Below are 18266 nucleotides of genomic sequence, written 5' to 3'. Positions count from 1 at the left end.
TGTGGTTTAGGCGCGAAGATCGCGGACAAGCGCTTCGATATTCTCAATCGTTCGAAAGTTGGCCGGAACCAGTTTTGACGCCGGAATCGTGACATCGAATTCCGCCTCGATCGACAACATGAGATTCACCATCTGCATTGAGGTGAGGCCGAGTTCCTGCAAATCCTGATCAGGGCGCACTATCGGCGCATCCCTAAGGAATTCGGCGACAATGGCGTTTATTCGATCGGAGGCTTGAACCCTCGGCATGTCCAGCATTTTCGCTATCCTGTCCTTCGGCGGCGCCGTGTTGTGAACTTCAAAGAGTTAGAATCCTGGATATCCGCGGTAAAGATCCATCCGTCAATTAACGTTATAATTGTATAGGTTAACCTTTACTTCGGCAATTTGAGGAACAACGTGGCTTATTTCAAATTTAGCGCTTAGTCTCATGGAGAACAAAATCGCGCATACCGCGCTCCTCGAATGAGGCGAACCATGGCGACAGCACAAAAAATTGCGCAGTTCGAAGCGCGCGCCAATCAGAGGGATGATGATTTCGCGACGCGGGTTGCGGCGGCGGTCGCTGTCGCGGCTAGATACGCCGATGCGGCGGATCAGGAGGCGCGCTTTCCCGGCGAGGCTTTTGACGAACTGCGGGCACAACGTTTGCTCGGCATCCTGCTTCCTGAAGTCCATGGCGGAGAAGGCCGTAGCGTCGCGGAGGTTGCTCAGGTCTGCTACGCACTTGGTCGCGTTTGCTCATCGACCGCGATGATCTATGCGATGCATTCGGCCAACGTCGCCTGTGTCGTCAACCATGCGGACAAGAGCGACCGTTATAGCTCCTATTTGACACGAATTGGCGCAGAGCAGATGCTTCTCGCCTCATCCACCACCGAGGGACAGAACGGAGCCAATGTACGCTCGAGCGCTTCCGCCATCGTTCGGAATGGCGGCCGCATTTCGCTCAATCGCGACGCGTCGGTGGTTTCTTACGGTGCGGCGGCGGATGCGATCGTCACTACCGCGCGCCGGTCGCCGGACTCTCTTCCGAACGACCAGGTGCTGGCGCTCTTCTTCAAGGGAGACTACAGGCTCGACCGCACCGTTTATTGGGACGTCATGGGGATGCGCGGCACATGCAGCGAGGGCTTCCAACTCGTCGCCGAGGGAGACGCTGAGCAAGTTCTTAGCGAGTCTTACGACAGGATTCATCGGCGCAGCATGGTGCCGGTGACCCACTTGCTCTGGGCGGCATGCTGGGCGGGCGTTGCGGCGGGAGCCGTCGAGCGGGCGCAAGGATTCGTGAGGAAGGTGGCGCGTGCGGCAAAGGGAACGCTGCCGCCGGGAGCGCCTTTTGCCACGCAGGCGTCTCTTTCACTGATGACGCTAGTCAATCTCGTCGACGCCGCCGTCGCGGATTATATGAGTCGCGTCGGAAATGACGCAGCATTGGAGGAAATCGGGTTCCAGACGTCTCTCAATCTTTTGAAGGTGAGCGCTTCGGAGACGGCGATCTCGACCGTCATGCACGCCCTGAACGCCTGTGGCATCGCCGGCTATCGCAACGACAGCGAATTCAGCATCGCCCGGCCGCTGAGAGACATTCTCTCATCGTCGGTAATGATCAACAATAATAGAATTCTTACGAATGTCGCGTCATCGTGTCTCATTGGCGGCGTGCCGGAGTCGATCGTGCGTACGCGTTGAAATCGATCGGGGACGTTCAGGGAGCGAGACGAAGATGACTATCGAGTTGCGATCGCCCGCAAAGCGGCCTGACGATGGGACGTTGCTTGATCATCTCTTCCGGCCGATGGGCGTCGACGGCGTTTATGCGAGAACGCGCCGATACGAGGACGTCGTCGATTCGCTTCAGAGATTGATATCGCGCCATAGACCTGAAGAGGCGGAGGTTTTGCGATTCCCTCCTGTAATGAGCCTTCGGCAACTCGAAAAGCAGGGGTATCTGAACAGCTTTCCTCAACTGCTCGGTTGCGTATGCTGCCTTCATGGCACGGAGGCGGACGTTTCAGCGGCCGTCGCGCGAGCCAAAGAGGGAGGCGATTGGACGGCCGAGACGACGGCGGCGAATCTGGTGCTGAGTCCTGCGGCTTGCTATCCGGTTTATCCGCTGGTTTCAAGACGTGGCGCGCTTCCGGACGACGGTCTGACGTTCGATGTCGCGGCGGATTGCTTCCGTCATGAACCATCACGCGACCTGGATCGTCTTCAATCCTTCCGGATGAGGGAGTTCGTTCGTATCGGAGCCCCAGCGCAAATTGCAAACTTCCGCGAGCAATGGATGAAGCGGGCCGAAAAACTCGTGAATGATTTGCAGCTTCCCTACTCATTCGATCGCGCGAGCGATCCGTTTTTCGGACGCGTCGGGCAATTGATGGCTGCGAACCAGATCGAGCAGGCGCTGAAATTCGAGTTGCTCATTCCTGTGCGGTTCGGCGGAACCCCGACGGCGTGTATGAGCTTCAATTATCACAGGGATCACTTCGGCAAGACTTGGGAAATTTACGACGAAGCGGGCGAGGCAGCGCATTCCGGGTGCGTTGCCTTTGGAATAGATCGTCTCGTGATTGCATTGTTTGCGACACATGGACTTTACGTCGAGGAATGGCCTGAGGGCGTTCAGTCGCTTCTGGACTTGCCGTGATTTTTCCTGGTTGCCGGCATAGAGGAACAGCGAGATGCAAATGACACCGAATCATAAGATCGTTTTTTCGGGGGCCGACAAGGTGGAAATGCAGCCCTGTCCGGTCAATCCGGCCTGGGTGATCGAAGGAAAGCCCGTTGCGCGGAATTTCATTCTCTCGCGCAGCATTGACGGCAGCGCCTGCACTCTGTTGTGGGATTGCACGACTGGCGTCTTCAACTGGCATTACGACGTCGACGAGACGGTTTATATCCTTGAAGGTTGCGTGATTGTGCGCGACGACGAGGGCCTCGAGCATCGGCTCGGGCCAGGGGATCATGCGCTGTTCCGCGCGGGATCGCAAGCTGTCTGGTGCGTCGAGTCATATGTCCGCAAGGTAGCATTCTGCCGAAATCCGGTGCCCCGACCGATCATGTTTGCCGCTCGCGTGATGAGAAAACTCGCGAAAATGGCCGGGGTCGGGGGACGGACGTCCGATGCGCCGGCAATGTTCAGCGGTGCCTGATGGAGATTGGAATGCCGTCGCCAGTTGTGTTTCGCTCCGTGTCGCAGACCTGGACATTTTTCGCGGGGGAATGGCATGACGGCAACACCCCGATCCTGGGCCCAAGAACACATGGGGCCTGGCTGGGCTCCATGGTTTTCGACGGCGCCCGCGCATTCGAGGGCGTGACTCCTGATCTGGAGTTGCATCTCGCTCGCATCAACAATTCCGCCCGTGAGATGTTGCTCGACCCTGTCGTCACGGTTGACGAATGGCGGGAGCTTGTGGACGACGGATTGCGCCGGTTCACGCGGGACGCACAGCTATACATTCGGCCGATGTACTGGGCCGAAGATGGTCTCGGAGGCGGCGTTAAATTCGATCCGTCCTCGACGAATTGGTGTTTGACGATTTATGAGGCGCCGATGCCTGCGCCGAAGGGCGGCGCTGTAACTTTGTCTCCGTTTCGTCGGCCAAGCGGGGAGACCGCGCCGGTCGGCGCGAAAGCAAGTTGCCATTATGCAAATGGAGCACGTGCGTTGATCGAGGCGGGGAGCCGTGGTTTCGACAATTGCCTGATGCGAGATATGCTGGGCAATATCGCGGAATTTGCGAATTCTAACGCGTTCCTTGCACGCGATGGCGTGGTCTTCACGCCCGCTGCGAATGGGACGTTCCTGAACGGCGTTACGCGACAGCGCGTGATCGGGCTGTTGCGCGCGGATGGCGTCGAGGTTGTTGAAGCGACGCTGACCTATGAAGACTTCCTGAAAGCGGATGAGATTTTCTCGACCGGAAATTTCCAGAAGGTCGCGCCGATGTCGCGGATTGACGACCGTCTTCTGGAGCCAGGTCCGATGTACAAGCGCGCGCGTGCGCTTTATTGGGACTTTGCCCACAGCCGCGCCGCCGTTGTTTCGCCGCGTGCGGCGTGAGGATCGGTTTCCGTGAGCCTGCGGCTTTGGCCACGTCGGAAGAGCGTTTCAACTGCGCGCCAACGCTTCGGCCCGCAAGGTCGAGAGGTTTGCGGTGGGCGTTATTCTATCCGGATCGATTAATACGTGGATGATCGAGGGAAGCCCGGATCTCCTTGCCGCGTCGAATGCGGCTGGGAAATCAGCGGTTTTTTCGACGCGGACGCCGAAGCCTCCGAAGGCGCGCGCGTAAGCCGCAAAATCGGGATTATGCAGATCGGTGCCGATGACCCGGGCAGGATAACTCCGCTCCTGATGCATCCGGATCGTGCCATAACTGGCATTATCGCAAACGATGACAATGACCGGAAGCTGATACTGGACGGCTGTCGCGAATTCCTGCCCGTTCATGAGAAAATCGCCATCGCCGTTCAATGAAATGACGAGATGCTCGGGATAGAGCCGCTGAATCGCGACAGCGGCGGGAACGCCATAACCCATCGTCGCCGAGGTCGGAGCGAAATGAGAGCCAAAGCGGCGGAATCGGAAATAGCGGTGTATCCATGACGCATAATTGCCCGCGCCGTTGCAGATGATGGCGTCCCGGGGCAGGTTTTCGTTCAGCCAAATCATGGTCTGTGCGAGATCCACATCGGCCGAGGGTGCGTAGCTTCTGGAGAACTCGAGATATTCGCGATGCGCGACGCGGGTCTCTTCCCACCAAGGGCGGCTTTTGGGCGGCGTGAGCGTCGAAAGGGCTGCCGCGAAAGGCTTCGGGGATGCATGTATGGCGAGCGTCGGTGCATAGACGCGGCCGAACTCCTCCGCTTGCGGATAGACATGTACGAATTTTGTAGCTGGATTGGGAATATCGAAGAGCTTGTATCCCTGCGACGGAATTTCGCCGAGACGCCCGCCGACGAGCACGAAGAGATCGCTCCGCTGCACGCGTGAAACGAGCCTCGGATTTGCTGCGAGGCCGAGATCGCCCGCATAGCACTCATGCATGGAATCAAAGAGCGGCAGGCGTCTGTAGCTCGTTGCGACAGGGATCTCGAAGTTGGTCGCGAAGGCCATCATGCGGCGCGACGCTTCTTCGTCCCATCGGGTTCCGCCGAGAACGAAGAAGGGGCGCTCCGCCTTCGCGATCAAACCGGCGAGCGCATCGATTGCGTCGGCCGCAGGCGCGGTTTCGACAGTGGCGGCCGCGGGGCAGAGCCGGGAGAAAACGCGTTCCTCGAGCATATCCTTGGGAAGCGCGAGCGCAACCGGACCTGGCCGTCCGCCAAGGGCGACGTGGAAGGCGCGGGAGACGTATTCGCCGATGCGCGCGCCGTCGTCTATTTCGGCCGCCCATTTGGTCTGGCCGCCGAACATGGCGCGATAGTCGACTTCCTGGAAAGCGCCGCGTTCGCGATTACTGCGCTCGATCTGCCCAATGAAGAGGATCATCGGCGTCGAGTCGTGCTGCGCGATGTGGACGCCAGCATAGGCGTTGGCGGCGCCGGGGCCGCGCGTGACAAAGCAGATGCCGGGACGACCCGTCGCCTTGCCGTAAGCGTCGGCCATCATCGCCGCGCCTGCCTCGTTGCGGCAGACAGTGAGCGTCATTCCGCGTTCGTAGCAGGCGTCCAGAACCGAGAGATAGCTCTCGCCGGGAACGCAGAAAATGTGATCCACGCCATTGGCGCGCAGATGGTCGACGAGCGCCAGGGCGGCGGATGTTTCAGTTACGGCTTTCACGCTGGCCTCATGGTCCGAACAAAACTATTTCCGAGAACGCGAGATCGCCGAGACGCGGCCTGTCCGGGCCCTTGAAATATTTGGGACCGCGATCACGCATATAGATTCCGATGAGTCCGGCGAGGGGTTCGCTGGCGTCCACGAGAACCGTGGGATGCCCGAGTCGGAGCAGTTCGCGGCCGAGCGGACCGGCGAAACGCTGGAAGTCGGAAATATCGCGACAATACATTAGCTGAAGCGTGGGGAAGAATCCCTTGAGGACGCGGCGGGGCAGAAAGACGAAGGGATGAGCTTCGCGCTTTTCTTGGACCACATAGGCAAGACAACCGTGGTCCACATGGCTGACGAGCAGGTCTCGCTCCTGTCGTGTCAGCGCGTCGCCGTAATCCTTGCGCTTGTCGAAGGGGCGGGCCCTCGCTTTCGGCGCCCATTTTCCAAGCGCGGGAACGACGAGCATTTGGCCGTCGCAATAGCGGCGAAAGCCCTGCGCCTCGATCACCCGCCAGGTATGCGCCGCGGGAGAAATATTGACGTATGTGACATCCTTGTAGCGGACGGCGGCCGCGATCAGCAAGGAGGCGTATCCACGATATTCCTCGTCGACATACCAGCTTGAGATGTTGCAGCGAATATGCCTTTCGCCGAATCTTGTGAAGATCATGAGGATCACGCCGACGGGTGCGTCATCGTGCTCCAGAAGATAGCCGAAGCGCGGATAGCCTTCCGGCGCATCGCGAAGCGCCAGGATATCGAGCGCCTTGGCCCAATAGCCGATCGTGCGCTCCGGAAACCCGCGCGCGAGAAGTTGGGAGAGGGCGGGCATGTCCCGTTCGGCGATCATGCGGCAGCGGATGCGGGGGGATGCGTCTTTGGTCATCGGGGACTATTCGGCGTCATGAACATTCACCATTCTGCGGCGAAATACTTGCGGATTGAACACAAAAATAGATAGGTCATTCTTAGCCGACAATGAAGAGGCAGCCGCCAATGAGCATACGGTTAACAGTGCTTTCCGTTATGGAAGAGGTCGCGGCCGAGCAGGAGAAAACGCTTGCGCCGCTGACCGACGACGCCGTCCTTGCATCCTCCGGACTCGACTCGCTTTGCTTCGCAATCATCGTCGCGCGGCTGGAGGACAGGCTCGGCGTCGATCCCTTCACCGCGTCGGAGGAGGTTTATTTCCCGGTGACCTTCGCGGATTTCGTCGCGCTGTATGACAATGTCGCAGCCGCTTGAACTGGCGGAGCTGGCGCGCAAGGCGACGCTGGAGTCGTGTGGGCGCCTTGCGGGTCCCCGCGCGAGCGTCTCCTGGCATAAGGCGATAACTGGAACGACGCTGAACGGAAGACGCGACGCGCTTGCCGGACGCTCGGTCCTGATCTGGGTATCCTCGCAGTTTGCGGCGGCTTTGGCGATGCTGGAGCTCGATGGATTAGCCGCGCGGATGGTCGTTGCGCCGCCGGACTTTTCGACGGAGCGAATAGCTTCAGCGATCGCCCAGGCAAATGTCGATGCAATCGTTTGTAGCGATGAGACCAAGGACTTCGGCTTTGATCTGCCGCGCTTCGTGGTCGGAGATTTGTCGCCGGAAAAGGAGAGGCGTTCGGAGCCGGTCTCGACGGAATGGGTGATGCCTACCTCGGGGACGACGGGCGCGCCAAAACTCGTCGCGCATCGTCTCGAAGGGCTTCTCGGCGCGTTTCAGCCGCGCGTAAGCGGGCCTCCTGTCGCGGTTTGGTCGACCTTCTACGACATTCGCCGATATGGCGGCATGCAGATTTTTTTGCGAGCGGCGACGAGCGGTTCCGATTTGGTCCTGACGGACTCGGATGAGCCGCTTGCGGATCATGTCGCAAGAATGGCCGAAGCCCGCGTTACGCATATTTCGGGGACGCCTTCGCATTGGCGTCGTCTGCTGATGAGTCCGGAGGCTGCGCGCATTTCACCTTCGTATATTCGCCTTTCGGGAGAAATTGCGGATCGTGCGATTTTGGACAGTTTGAGATCCGCTTTTCCGCGCGCGCGCATCGTTCACGCTTACGCCTCGACGGAGGCCGGCGTGGGCTTCGAAGTCACGGATGGGAGAGAGGGGTTTCCCGCTTCTTACCTCGATGGCGTTGGAGATGTGGAAATGCGCGTCGTCGATGGTTCCTTGCGTCTCAGATCCCGGCGTACCGCGCATCGATACGTCGGACGTGACGATCTGACGCTTTCGGATGCAGAGGGTTTCGTCGACACGGACGATCTCGTCGAGCGCGTCGGCGACAGAATTTACTTCCGTGGCCGCCGCGCGGGCACGATCAATGTCGGAGGCCTGAAAGTGCATCCGGAAGAGGTCGAGCAGGTGATCAATATGCATGATGCGGTGCGCATGTCGCTTGTCAGGGCGCGGCGAAATCCGATTACCGGCGACCTCATCGTGGCCCAGGTGATTTTGAAGGAACCCGAGGCCGCGCCGGAGTTCAAGAAGGCGGTGAAGGATGAAATTCTCTCGGCATGCCGCATGCGCCTCGAGCGGCACAAGACGCCTGTGACGATTGACTTTGTTCCCGCGCTCGCGCTCACAGCGGGCGGCAAGCTGATGCGGGGGCGGGCGTGATGCGCAACGTCATCGTCACGGGCGGCAGCCGGGGAATTGGGCTTTCCATCACGCGACGCCTTGTTTCGGAGGGGTACCGGGTCGTTGCTGTAGCGCGACGCGAAAGCGACGAGTTGCGCGAGGAAATCGCCCGCAGCGACGGCGCGCTCTCCTTCTCCACGCTGGACCTTTCCGACATCGACGCGATCCCGGATTTCGTGCTGGCGCTCAAGAAGGAATTCGGCGCGCCCTACGGCCTCGTCAACAATGCGGGGCTCGGCACGGAAGGGCTCCTGGCGACCATGCACAACTCTCAGATCGAGATGCTCACGCGCGTCAATGTGACGGCTCCGATCATCTTGTCTAAATATGTCGTTCGGAACATGATGTCTGCTGGCTCTGGCCGCATCGTGAATATTTCCTCGATCATCGCGTCGACTGGTTACAGCGGTTTGTCAGTCTATGGCGCGACGAAGGCGGCGCTTGTCGGCTTCACGAAATCGCTCGCGCGCGAGGTGGGCCGTATGGGCGTCACGGTGAACGCCGTCGCGCCGGGGTTCATCGAGACCGAGATGACCGCGTCGCTGGGCGTGGAGGATCGCGCGAAGATTGCAGGACGGGCGGCCCTTCGCAGGCTTGCAGCGCCCGAGGATGTGGCGAACGCGGTTTCTTTTCTACTCGACGACAAAGCGAGCAGTATCACAGGGACCGTGATCACCATCGACGCTGGCGCGACGGCTTGAGGAATTTAAAAAAAGGAGCCCGATCCGAGAACCGAGCTCCGAGGGGGGAACCTGGATAACCAGCTGAACAAAACTGTATCGCGCCGGTCGGCGTGGGACAGGTCGAGACCCGCCAAAAAGCGGTCCATTTCCGCCATGCCGCCTGATTGTGCGTTAACTGTTTGTTAACGATAATCGCCGACGATGAGCAAACGATCTTCCGGGCCGGGCGTGACGTCCCGATCCGAAGCTCCACCCCTTCGGCGGCGCAGATGCGCCGACGGCAAAGAGACGGCTCGCGACCTCGGATGTAAAGGCGCGGGCTGTTTTTTTATCTGACGCAGATCGGGTTGTTCTCTCGCCGCGGGCGTATGCTCTACCGCCAGTCCGAGCCCGTCGGCGTCTTTTTCGGCGGAACGTCGATTGACTCGAGGGCGCGTTCGAAGGGCGCGCGATATCGCCACAACTCAGCTTCGGCCAGATGATTTCCGTCAGCGAAGAGTGATCTGCCGTCGAGCAGAAACTCGCAGCGTTCGCCTGAGCACTGGACGACGTCAGGCCGCGCGAAGCCGATGTCCCGCCTTTGTTCGAAATGGCGAATGGCGCTTCCGAAGCGCTGGTTGAAATCCGCGAGCGGAAGGTAGGGCTTGCGGTCGAACGGGCGGCCGAAGGCGATCTGCCTGCTAATGACCGAAGGCACATCCCAATGCGGCTGCGCGGTCGGACCGGTCAGAATCACCTGCTTGCCGGCGCGGCGCAGCTGGCCGATCAAGTCGTCGATGGCGGCCGTCAATTCAGGCGTTCCATTGCCTTCGACAGTTTGGCCGTCGGCGTTCTGGAGTCGCGCGCCGTTCCACCATGTCAGGCCGAGAACCACGATTTTGGCCCGAGCGAGCGATAATACTTCGCCGAGATTGGCCTTCGCCACGTCCTTGCATACGGAGGAAAGATTCACCTGCGTCGTCGGCAGGCATTCATTCATCAGGATCAAAAGGACGGAGCGCCCGCGTTCGCCGAAAAGCGAGGCCCAGACGGGGGCGTACATCAGCGCATGCGAGTTGCCGAGCAGGACGACTTCGGCGTCGGCCGGGTTCGTCAACCCTGCCGTCATCGGACATACGCGCGCGGAGCCGAGGCTTCGGTAGTTGGACAATGGACAATGATACATCGCCCCGACGGCGTCGTTGATGACGGCGGCCTCTTTGTTCAAGCGGTTCGGGAACCCCTGATAGGCGAGAAGGGCCGTTGCGACGCTGACGAAGACGACCGAGCCGCCTGCAGCGGCCATACGGCTCGTCCGAACCGGCATATGTTTGCTGCGAAACGGCCGCTCTATGAAACGCCATGACCCGGCCGCCGCGACGAACATCACAGCGGCGGCGGCAAGCTTCTCGGCAAGCGTATAATCGCGAACGAGATAATACTGGCCGAAGACGATGATCGGCCAATGCCACAGATAGAGCGAATAGGAAATCAGTCCGACGAAGACGAGGGGCCGTGCGCTGAGGGCGCGGTTCACGGGCGAAGCTTTCGAAAACCCTGCGTAAATGACCAATGCCGCGCCGACGACGACAGGAAGGGCGACCGGCAACGGCGCAAGCGCCTTGAAGGGATAAGCGATTCCCGCGAGCGCCAGCAGCGCGCCTGCAAGGCCGAGCGCTGCGCCAGTCTGCCGGCGCGGAGAAAACCACGCTGGCAGAAGCGCGAGAATTGCGCCTGCGCCAAGCTCCCATGCGCGCGTGGGAAGCAGCCAGAAGGCGGCCCCCTCGAGCCCGAGATTGTAAGCGATCGGGTTCAAAGAAAACGAGACGGCCGTCAGGGCCAAAATCGTCGGGAGCGCAGCGCGCGGCCAGCGCCGCGCGAGGAATGCGAGCAGAAGCGGGAAGAGAAGGTAGAACTGCTCCTCGACGCCCAGCGACCAGATGTGGAGAAGCGGCTTCTCCTCCGCCATGCGCGAGAAGTAGCTCGTGTCGCGCCAGAAATAGAAATTGGCGGAGAAGGCGAGGGTGGCGAGAAGGCTCTTCGCATAGCCGATGAGATCCGCTGGGAGCAGGATCAGATAGGCGAACACGCTCGTGAACAAGAGCAAGAGCAACAACGCCGGCATGATGCGCTTGATGCGGCGATCGTAAAATCTGACGATCGAAAAGTCGCCCCCTGCGCCCTCGCGCCAGATGATCGAGGTAATGAGAAAGCCGGAAAGCACGAAAAACATGTCGACGCCGAGAAAGCCGCCGGGCAGCGTCGAACGGGACAAATGGAAAATGACGACCGAAACGACGGCGATGGCGCGCAGACCGTCGATGTCTGGCCTGTAGCCGACCGCCGTGAAGGGCGCCGCATCGGCGCCATCGATCTTGACGTTCATGTTCATCTTTCGGGCCCCCGGGCCTGTCGGTGCTAACCGCGCTCAATCTACGGAAGATCAATGATCGGGCGGGACGACGTCTTTATTCGAACGCCCGAAGCCGGGGTTCAGCGCAGTTCCCCCGATTATTGCGCGGCGTCGGCGCTTGTCCCGGCCGGTTCGATGCCCAGGATCGCGGGGATGCGCCCGAAAGCGATAATCGAGACGGTCGCCAGGATGATTTTGACATCTGTGGCAAGGGACATATCTCGCGCATAACGTTCGTAGTGCCCGAACTTGATCGGCATGATTTCGCGCCGGTACGTTTCGGCCGGATTTTCACGGCTCGACAGAAGCGCGCTTTCGTCGCGGAAGATGATGGCCGCATAATCCGTCATGCCGGGCCGCATGGACAGGATCACCTCCCGCTGCTCTGGCGTGTAGCTCGACATGAACTCTGGGACTTCCGGACGCGGACCGACGAGGGACATGTCTCCGGCGAGGACGTTCAAAAGCTGGGGAAGTTCGTCGAGCTTCCATCTGCGGATGAAGGCGCCGACGCGCGTCACGCGATTGTCGTCGCGCGTGGTGATGGCTGGACCGAGTTTCGGCGCGGCGACGGTCATGGAGCGGAATTTGAAGATTTGAAACGGTTCGCCGCCGCGCCCGACGCGCGTTTGCCTGAAAAATACCGGCCCGGGACTGTCGGCCTTTATGGCGAGCGCGATGAGGAAGAAGACGGGCGAAAGCAACAACAGGCCGACGGCGGAGCCGGCGACGTCCAGCGCTCGCTTGAGCGCCAATTCCGCAGGAGAGATTTTCGTTGATCTATGCGACTCGGACACGCTCGACAAAATAGAATCCCCGGACCTTGAAAGGATTTCTGGGCGCGGCTCGCTGCGGTCGGGCCGCTTGCGATTCCCGCCCTTTAAGTAACGCTCGACGTCCAAGGGATGTTCCGTAATCGATAAAATAAAAAACGGACGAAAGCTCCGGATCGAGCCATGCAGAAGCTGCAGCTGTACTTTAGTTCGTGCGGAATTCGATAGTGAGCGCCGAAGGCTTGCGAGAATTGCACGGCCGGAGCGGCGCCGCGCGCGAGTGAACGGCTCCGGCGAGCGCCAAAGATGTCCTTTGGCGCGAGAGAAGCAGGAACAACCAGGTTTGCGATGCAAAGAACTTGGGCGATGAAAAGTTTCTATAAGTGCTTCTCAGAGCCTGTTTGAAATTTCGGTCTGAACCGCCCCGGGTTTGCCGGAGGCCGTATTGTTTGAGTCACGTCGCCATGGGCGGCCTCCGCATCCGTCGAAATGCTCACCCGTGAATTTCCAAACAGGCTCTTACATGCCGATCTTCACAAACTCTCGGGAGAAGTTTGCCGAGGCCGCCGACAATCGTTTCACTTCTGCGCTGCTCGCGGGCGCCGAAAATTATGACCCGCAGTTGATGAACGGACGCACGCAGGTTTGGTCGGCTCCCGGTGACAGGTCCACTTGCGATGTCAGCGCATCGTTGGTTCCAGCACCAGCGCGGGCGAGCAGGATTCGATCGCGCGACAGCGCGGCGTTGCGCGCGTAATCGTGGAAGAAGAAAAGGCGAACAGTCAATGCGCGCGAACTGCGCGTGGCGACTCGAAGATATGAAATATTGTGTTTTTTCTTCAATCCATCACAGGCGCGACGGAGAAGCGGATGCCCGTGGGCTGGATCATGGCGGGCGGGCGTTTGATGGCGTTGCTCCTTGTTATGCCATGCCCGCGGCTGTCGAGCGCTCATCACGCAGGCGCCCGCGCGGGAAGGCTCTGCGTCAGGGCGCAGCCCCGGCCGGCTCCCCGCTGGTCGGCGCGTCCCCCGTTCGAGGCGGGTCTGCCGAGGAATCGCGCGCTTTTTGAACCGTTTGCAAAAAGATCGGGCGGGCGAGATAAGCGGCCTCGACGCTCATATGGGACCATTCGTCGCGATAAAGCGGCGTCCGGTCGTCATTGAAGAAGCCGCATATGTTCCCGGGGCAGAGGACGGGGAACAGGTCCATCAGGAAAAAATTCTGGTTCGCTCGACGGACCCTGTCGAGCGTGGCGTGAAGCCGGGCCATTCGCTGGAGGGACTCGGCCTTCGTGTAGTAGACGCAGCCCGCGCGTTCGGAGAGATTGAACCATTGCGGTTTGGCGATGTCGGGCGTGCAACCGGATTCGCGCATAAATGGATTGTGCGACTGAAAGACGATTTTGATTCCCCTGCCGCGCATCTCTCCTGCGATCCTGTTCAGTCCGGCTTCGAGACGCGCGAGGCTGTCTTCCTCCGCGGGCGTCATCGCTTTGGGCGTGAAGGTGGAAAGGTCGTTGATCATCACCAGCACATCGCCCGCGCGAAGCTGCGCGCTCAGGTCCGGGATGACGGCGCTCCAGTAATATTGGTTCGCCAGCGTCCATGGATTATCGATCTTGACCTCGGGCACGGGCGCGGCGCCCCAGGACGAGGTTGCGACGACTTTCCCGGCGCCCTTCTCGTAAAGCGCCGAATACATTTCGAATTCAGCCGCGCTGAACGAATTGCCGATAACGAGGAAGGTCGGTCTGGCCTGCGTCGGTCCGCCGAGAGCGCAAGCGTCGGCGTCGATCTTTTTTCCGACCTCGTCGTTCGAGGAGAGGACGCAGGGACGCGGGCGCCAGATGACTTTTCCGGCGTAGAATTTTTCGTCGAACAGGGTCAGCACGCCTTTCGCGGCCATTTCCGCCGGCGAACCGGCGTAAAGCGCGCCCTTGAACGTCGTATTCAGCTTGTTCATCGTAAAGGCCGAGGCGGCGAGCGCCGTCAGGCCGTAGGCGATCGTGAGGAGTTTTTGCCTCGACCACTGCGCGCGCCGCAGAGGGCGCTCGACGAAAGCGTAGCTGGCCGTTCCGAGCAGCAGGATCGCTGCGATCTGGAACGGGGCCGTGCGCCAGTCGATCCCGATCGTCCACCGGCTGACGGAGAGAACGGTCCAGTGCCAGAGATAAAGGGAATATGAAGCGAGACCGACAAACAGCGCCCATTTGTTCGTCAGCAGGCGATACGGGCCGCCTGTCGGGCGACTCGTCAGAATGAGCGCCGCAGAGGCGAGAACCACGAGCGGCGTCGTGACGGCCTGTCGATCGGCGGACGCGCAAAAGGCGCCGAAAAGCAGCGCGACCGAGAGCCATGACAGAGTATCGGCGCGCCGGTCGAGCTTCGAGGCGGCCCACGCGGGCGCAATAGCCGCAAGGCATCCCGCGCTCAATTCGAAAAAGCGCGGCGGCATCAGGAAATAGGCGGCGTCCGGCATGACGCTGTTCAGCCATGCGAAGGAGACGATCGAGAGGACCGTCAAGACGCAGAGAATGGAAAGGAGCGTCGCGCGCTTATCCGTCCGCCGGGAAAGGCGCCCTGCGAGCCACAGCAGGGGAGGGAACAGCACGTAAAACTGTTCCTCCACGCCGAGAGACCAGGTGTGCGTGAATAGATTCAGCTTCGCCGACAGGCCGAAATAGTCGATCGCCTCTGTGAAGAAATAGATGTTCGAAACGCCCAGCAGGGAAAAGAAGCCGGCGCGCATCGAGTGGGAGAAGCCGGCGGACTCCGGATTGATGAAGATTGCCCCGAGCAGTCCCGTCACGAGGACGCAGAGCATCAGCGCCGGCAGGAGGCGCTTGATCCGCCGCGAATAGAAATCGACGAGCAGGACGGGGAACCTGTCGTGATCCCGGTCGAGGAGGGATGTCGTGATGACGAAGCCGGAAATCACGAAGAACATGTCGACCCCGAGGAAGCCCCCGGGGAGAAAATCGGCGCCGAAGTGATTGACGATGACGGCCAGAACGGCGACCGCCCGCATCCCATCGATATCCGGCCTGTAGCGTCCGGCGGGCGCGCCCGAACCCGGCGCGCAATGTGCGACGGAATGTCCGACCTTGCCAACCGTTTCTGTCGACATGCGCGATCCTGCCCCCTCATTGCGCTCGGGAAGCCGATCTCTAGCACAGAAGTGCGGGAGGCCGGGCCGGGCAATATGGAGGGCCGGCTCGATCGTGACAGGATCGGCCGGCGTTTCGCCGGTTGCTTGATCGGCATGATTGCAGAGAGTATCCATTTCGCGCCGGCGGGCTCCGGGCTCATCCTGTTTCGGGCGGGAGGCGCAGGCTCTCGCCGCCCGGAAAGAATGGAAAAAGGGAGCCGAATTCGATGGAGGAGCGTATCTGGGTGGCCGGGCACCGCGGCATGGTCGGCTCCGCGATTACCCGCCTTCTCGAATCGCAGGGCCGGAAGGTCATTACGGTCGACCGTTCCGTGCTCGACCTTCGACGGCAGCCCGAGGTGGAGTTCTGGCTCCGGGCCAATCAACCGACCGCGATCATCTTTGCAGCGGCGAAGGTCGGCGGCATTCTCGCCAACAGCACCTATCCCGCGGATTTCATTTACGACAATCTCACGATCCAGACCAACGTCATCCACGGCGCGCACAAGGCGGGCGTCGATCGGCTGGTGTTTTTGGGCTCCTCCTGCATCTATCCCAAATTCGCGCCGCAGCCGATCGCCGAATCCGCGCTGATGACGGGGCCGCTCGAGCCAACGAACCAGTGGTACGCGATCGCCAAGATTGCGGGAATCATGAGCTGCCAGGCCTATCGACAGCAGCACGGGCGCCGATACATTTCGGTCATGCCGTGCAATCTTTACGGACCGAACGACAATTTCGACCTCGAGACGAGCCATGTGATCCCTGCGCTGATGCGCAAATTCCATCAGGCGAAGCTGGAGGGAGCTCCCGAGGTCGTCGTTTGGGGCACGGGAACGCCGCTGCGCGAATTTCTTCATGTCGACGATCTCGCGAGGGGCGTCGTCTTCTGTCTCGACAACTACGACGAATATGAGCACATCAACTGCGGCGCAGGGTTCGACGTGACGATCCGGGAAATCGCGGAGACGATCGCCGACGTCGTGGGCTACAAGGGCGCATTGACCTTCGACACGACGAAGCCCGATGGCACGCCGCGCAAAATCATGGATTCGAGCCGCATTCGCGCGCTGGGCTGGAAGCCGGAGATTTCGCTCGAAGACGGGCTGAGGTCCGCCTATGGCTGGTATCTGGAGAATGTCGCGCAGGCGTCGCGTTAGGCCATCTTCGCGCCGTCAGTCCGGCTCGAAGGCGTAGGGCATGTTGACGCTGAACCAGGCGTCGATTTTGTCGCGCGGACCGTAAGTCAGCGCCAGACGACGCAATTCCTTGGACGTCTTGCGGTCGTCGGAGCCTGAAAGACCGCCGCTCGTATAGACTCCGATGACGCTGTCGCAATGCGCGAATCGGCGGCCGCGCCTTTTGGCCTCATAGAGAAAGGCGTGGTCGGCCGCGATGCGGTAAGCCGGATCGAACGGCTGTTCGCGCAGCAGCTGGCTTCGGATAAAAACCGCCTGTCCGCAGGGGATGCCGGCGAGCCATGGCCAGCTGATGTCGCCGGACCGCAGAATGCTCCATGTTTCGTCGAAGCTCGCGCCCTTGTGGAGACATTCGACGCCGCTTGCCTCGACATAGACGTGATGGCCGACCACCACGTCGGCCTCGAACATGTCCGCATCCTCGAAGGCCTCCGAAATCGCGGATTCATGAGGAAAGAAATCACCGGCGTTCATGAAGATCAGGAATCGCCCGCGGGCGAGGCGGGCGGCCTTGTTCATGCCGTCGTAGGGGCCGTTGTCCCGTGCGCTGACCCAGTAGTCGAGAAGCGCGTCGCGCGCGGCGATTTCGTCGCGGGTGCCGTCGGTCGAGGCGCCGTCGACCGCGACGATTTCGAGATTGGGATAATCCTGGGCGAGCACGGACATGAGCGTGGGCGCGAAACGCTCCCGCGCATTCCGTACGACAATGGCGACCGTAATGAGCGGCGCGCCGGGTCGATCCTGGCGGACGTCGCCGCGCGACCGCTTGCCGCCTTCCGTCGCCTGTTCGGGCGGCGCTTCCGCCCCCGTGGGCGCCGCCGGCCACTCGACCTGCGCGATCGTGCGGCGCTCCAGCGGCCGTCCCGCGACAAAGGCGCGCAGCCGGGCCTGATCCGCCTCGAAGCGCCGGCGGGCTCGCGTTGTCACGCGGCGGGCCATGGCTCCGATGGCTTGGCCGCGTTCCGCGGGCGGCGCGAGGCTCCCGCTCGCGAGGAGTCCCGAAACGCCGTGGGTGATGAATTGCCTGAAAAGTCGCCGGTCCGGCCCATAGACGACGACGCCGCGCGCCATCGCCTCCAGAAAATCGCCATTCAATCCGCCCGCTCCCGGAGAGGCGACATAGACGGCGCCGCGCTGCGCCGCCTCGGCGGCCGTGGCGCGGATGACGCCCGACGGACGGCGCGGGCGCGCAAAGAGGCTGAGGAGCGCCGCCAGCCAGAGCGGCTTTGAAAGGAGGTAGGAGAGATCCCGCAACGCCGGGCGTCTTTCGGCGTCGAGCCCGCTTTCGAGGAATCTGCCCTGACGCAAAGGCGCGTCGTCTTCGACGACGGTGGGAGCCCAATCGAAAAAGGCGGCGTCGACGCCGCGACGGCGCAGTTTCGAATAGGTCTCGAACGAGAAGCTCGCGACGCGCACGGCGCGAAGCCGATCCTCGAGTTTATCGTCGAGCGTCTCGGCGCCGTCCAGCACCAGCGTCAGTCTTTTGCCGAGAAGCGGCGCGAGCAAGCTGGCCAGGCGCGGCAAGCCGACGAGCAGAATGGGCCGGAACGATTCGCCTGCGCGAGGTTCTGTCTCGGCCAGCGCGCGCCGGAGGTCGGAAACGAACATCGAGCCCCGAAACCGCGACGCGAAGAGTATTCTCGGGCGCACCTGTCATTCC

Annotated in this window: 16 protein-coding genes; 8 read left to right on the top strand and 8 right to left on the bottom strand. The window is 61.1% G+C overall.

Annotation, left to right across the window (positions count from 1 at the left end; genetic code table 11):
- Positions 1-6 precede the first annotated feature (6 nt).
- The gene (locus ACV959_RS12515) at positions 7-258 is read right to left on the bottom strand and encodes a phosphopantetheine-binding protein (protein ID WP_475736917.1); all 252 of its coding nucleotides are present in this window, start codon (positions 256-258) and stop codon (positions 7-9) included.
- Positions 259-465: 207 nt separating this feature from the next.
- Here ACV959_RS12515 and ACV959_RS12510 point away from each other — a divergent pair, with 207 nt between their 5' ends.
- Genes ACV959_RS12510 through ACV959_RS12495 form a run of 4 tightly spaced genes read left to right on the top strand, consistent with a single transcriptional unit; the run spans position 466 to position 4069 of the window.
- Positions 466-1692 carry an acyl-CoA dehydrogenase family protein gene (locus ACV959_RS12510; protein WP_475736916.1) on the top strand — a complete coding sequence of 409 codons (1227 nt, stop codon included), beginning with the start codon at positions 466-468 and terminating at the stop codon, positions 1690-1692.
- A 34-nt stretch (positions 1693-1726) separates the two neighbouring features.
- Positions 1727-2650, top strand: a complete 924-nt coding sequence (locus tag ACV959_RS12505; protein WP_475736915.1) for an amino acid--[acyl-carrier-protein] ligase — start codon at positions 1727-1729, stop codon at positions 2648-2650.
- A gap of 40 nt (positions 2651-2690) precedes the next feature.
- Positions 2691-3155, top strand: a complete 465-nt coding sequence (locus tag ACV959_RS12500) for a cupin domain-containing protein (protein ID WP_475736914.1) — start codon at positions 2691-2693, stop codon at positions 3153-3155.
- Between the two features lie 11 nt (positions 3156-3166).
- The gene (locus ACV959_RS12495; RefSeq protein ID WP_475739659.1) at positions 3167-4069 is read left to right on the top strand and encodes a branched-chain amino acid aminotransferase; all 903 of its coding nucleotides are present in this window, start codon (positions 3167-3169) and stop codon (positions 4067-4069) included.
- A gap of 48 nt (positions 4070-4117) precedes the next feature.
- Here the strand turns inward: ACV959_RS12495 and ACV959_RS12490 are convergent, their stop codons facing one another.
- Together ACV959_RS12490 and ACV959_RS12485 are read right to left on the bottom strand one after the other, a co-directional pair.
- Positions 4118-5791: a thiamine pyrophosphate-binding protein gene (locus ACV959_RS12490; protein ID WP_475736913.1), complete on the bottom strand. Its 1674-nt coding sequence runs from the start codon at positions 5789-5791 to the stop codon at positions 4118-4120.
- 7 nt (positions 5792-5798) lie between these two features.
- The gene (locus tag ACV959_RS12485; protein ID WP_475736912.1) at positions 5799-6668 is read right to left on the bottom strand and encodes a GNAT family N-acetyltransferase; all 870 of its coding nucleotides are present in this window, start codon (positions 6666-6668) and stop codon (positions 5799-5801) included.
- Positions 6669-6778: 110 nt separating this feature from the next.
- Here ACV959_RS12485 and ACV959_RS12480 point away from each other — a divergent pair, with 110 nt between their 5' ends.
- From ACV959_RS12480 to ACV959_RS12470, 3 genes are read left to right on the top strand one after another with little or no spacing between them, the layout of a single operon-like run.
- Positions 6779-7027: a phosphopantetheine-binding protein gene (locus tag ACV959_RS12480; protein ID WP_475736911.1), complete on the top strand. Its 249-nt coding sequence runs from the start codon at positions 6779-6781 to the stop codon at positions 7025-7027.
- The gene (locus ACV959_RS12475) at positions 7011-8390 is read left to right on the top strand and encodes a class I adenylate-forming enzyme family protein (protein ID WP_475736910.1); all 1380 of its coding nucleotides are present in this window, start codon (positions 7011-7013) and stop codon (positions 8388-8390) included. The genes ACV959_RS12480 and ACV959_RS12475 overlap by 17 nt, the downstream gene beginning before the upstream one ends.
- Entirely contained in the window at positions 8390-9112 is a 723-nt protein-coding gene (locus tag ACV959_RS12470; RefSeq protein WP_475736909.1) for an SDR family NAD(P)-dependent oxidoreductase, read from the top strand. Before ACV959_RS12475 ends, ACV959_RS12470 begins: the two co-directional genes overlap by 1 nt.
- A 355-nt stretch (positions 9113-9467) precedes the next feature.
- Here ACV959_RS12470 and ACV959_RS12465 read toward each other — a convergent pair whose 3' ends face one another.
- From ACV959_RS12465 to ACV959_RS12450, 4 genes are all read right to left on the bottom strand, one after another.
- Positions 9468-11459 (bottom strand): acyltransferase family protein, encoded by a 1992-nt coding sequence (locus ACV959_RS12465; RefSeq protein WP_475736908.1) that lies wholly within the window; start codon positions 11457-11459, stop codon positions 9468-9470.
- Positions 11460-11584: 125 nt separating this feature from the next.
- Positions 11585-12241, bottom strand: a complete 657-nt coding sequence (locus ACV959_RS12460; protein WP_475736907.1) for a sugar transferase — start codon at positions 12239-12241, stop codon at positions 11585-11587.
- 627 nt (positions 12242-12868) lie between these two features.
- Positions 12869-13213, bottom strand: coding sequence for a hypothetical protein (locus ACV959_RS12455; RefSeq protein WP_475736906.1), 345 nt, complete (start codon positions 13211-13213; stop codon positions 12869-12871).
- A 31-nt stretch (positions 13214-13244) separates the two neighbouring features.
- Positions 13245-15386, bottom strand: a complete 2142-nt coding sequence (locus ACV959_RS12450; RefSeq protein ID WP_475736905.1) for an acyltransferase family protein — start codon at positions 15384-15386, stop codon at positions 13245-13247.
- Positions 15387-15634: 248 nt separating this feature from the next.
- On the opposite strand from ACV959_RS12450, the gene fcl reads away from it, so the two are divergent.
- The gene (gene fcl / locus ACV959_RS12445) at positions 15635-16567 is read left to right on the top strand and encodes a GDP-L-fucose synthase (protein WP_475736904.1); all 933 of its coding nucleotides are present in this window, start codon (positions 15635-15637) and stop codon (positions 16565-16567) included.
- A 15-nt stretch (positions 16568-16582) separates the two neighbouring features.
- On the opposite strand, the gene ACV959_RS12440 is transcribed toward fcl, so the two are convergent.
- Positions 16583-18214, bottom strand: a complete 1632-nt coding sequence (locus ACV959_RS12440; protein WP_475736903.1) for a glycosyltransferase — start codon at positions 18212-18214, stop codon at positions 16583-16585.
- Positions 18215-18266: the final 52 nt, after the last annotated feature.

The sequence above is a fragment of the Methylocystis sp. Se48 genome (genome assembly GCF_056269425.1).
This window is presented reverse-complemented; position numbering and strand designations above follow the sequence as displayed.

What these genes read in the sequence shown, in the direction of transcription:
- ACV959_RS12515 (WP_475736917.1), bottom strand. Translation starts at nt 258, where the DNA reads ATGCTGGACATGCCGAGGGTTCAAGCCTCCGATCGAATAAACGCCATT.
- ACV959_RS12510 (WP_475736916.1), top strand. Translation starts at nt 466, where the DNA reads ATGAGGCGAACCATGGCGACAGCACAAAAAATTGCGCAGTTCGAAGCG.
- ACV959_RS12505 (WP_475736915.1), top strand. Translation starts at nt 1,727, where the DNA reads ATGACTATCGAGTTGCGATCGCCCGCAAAGCGGCCTGACGATGGGACG.
- ACV959_RS12500 (WP_475736914.1), top strand. Translation starts at nt 2,691, where the DNA reads ATGACACCGAATCATAAGATCGTTTTTTCGGGGGCCGACAAGGTGGAA.
- ACV959_RS12495 (WP_475739659.1), top strand. Translation starts at nt 3,167, where the DNA reads ATGCCGTCGCCAGTTGTGTTTCGCTCCGTGTCGCAGACCTGGACATTT.
- ACV959_RS12485 (WP_475736912.1), bottom strand. Translation starts at nt 6,668, where the DNA reads ATGACCAAAGACGCATCCCCCCGCATCCGCTGCCGCATGATCGCCGAA.
- ACV959_RS12480 (WP_475736911.1), top strand. Translation starts at nt 6,779, where the DNA reads ATGAGCATACGGTTAACAGTGCTTTCCGTTATGGAAGAGGTCGCGGCC.
- ACV959_RS12475 (WP_475736910.1), top strand. Translation starts at nt 7,011, where the DNA reads ATGTCGCAGCCGCTTGAACTGGCGGAGCTGGCGCGCAAGGCGACGCTG.
- ACV959_RS12470 (WP_475736909.1), top strand. Translation starts at nt 8,390, where the DNA reads ATGCGCAACGTCATCGTCACGGGCGGCAGCCGGGGAATTGGGCTTTCC.
- ACV959_RS12465 (WP_475736908.1), bottom strand. Translation starts at nt 11,459, where the DNA reads ATGAACGTCAAGATCGATGGCGCCGATGCGGCGCCCTTCACGGCGGTC.
- ACV959_RS12455 (WP_475736906.1), bottom strand. Translation starts at nt 13,213, where the DNA reads ATGAGCGCTCGACAGCCGCGGGCATGGCATAACAAGGAGCAACGCCAT.
- ACV959_RS12450 (WP_475736905.1), bottom strand. Translation starts at nt 15,386, where the DNA reads ATGTCGACAGAAACGGTTGGCAAGGTCGGACATTCCGTCGCACATTGC.
- fcl (WP_475736904.1), top strand. Translation starts at nt 15,635, where the DNA reads ATGGAGGAGCGTATCTGGGTGGCCGGGCACCGCGGCATGGTCGGCTCC.
- ACV959_RS12440 (WP_475736903.1), bottom strand. Translation starts at nt 18,214, where the DNA reads ATGTTCGTTTCCGACCTCCGGCGCGCGCTGGCCGAGACAGAACCTCGC.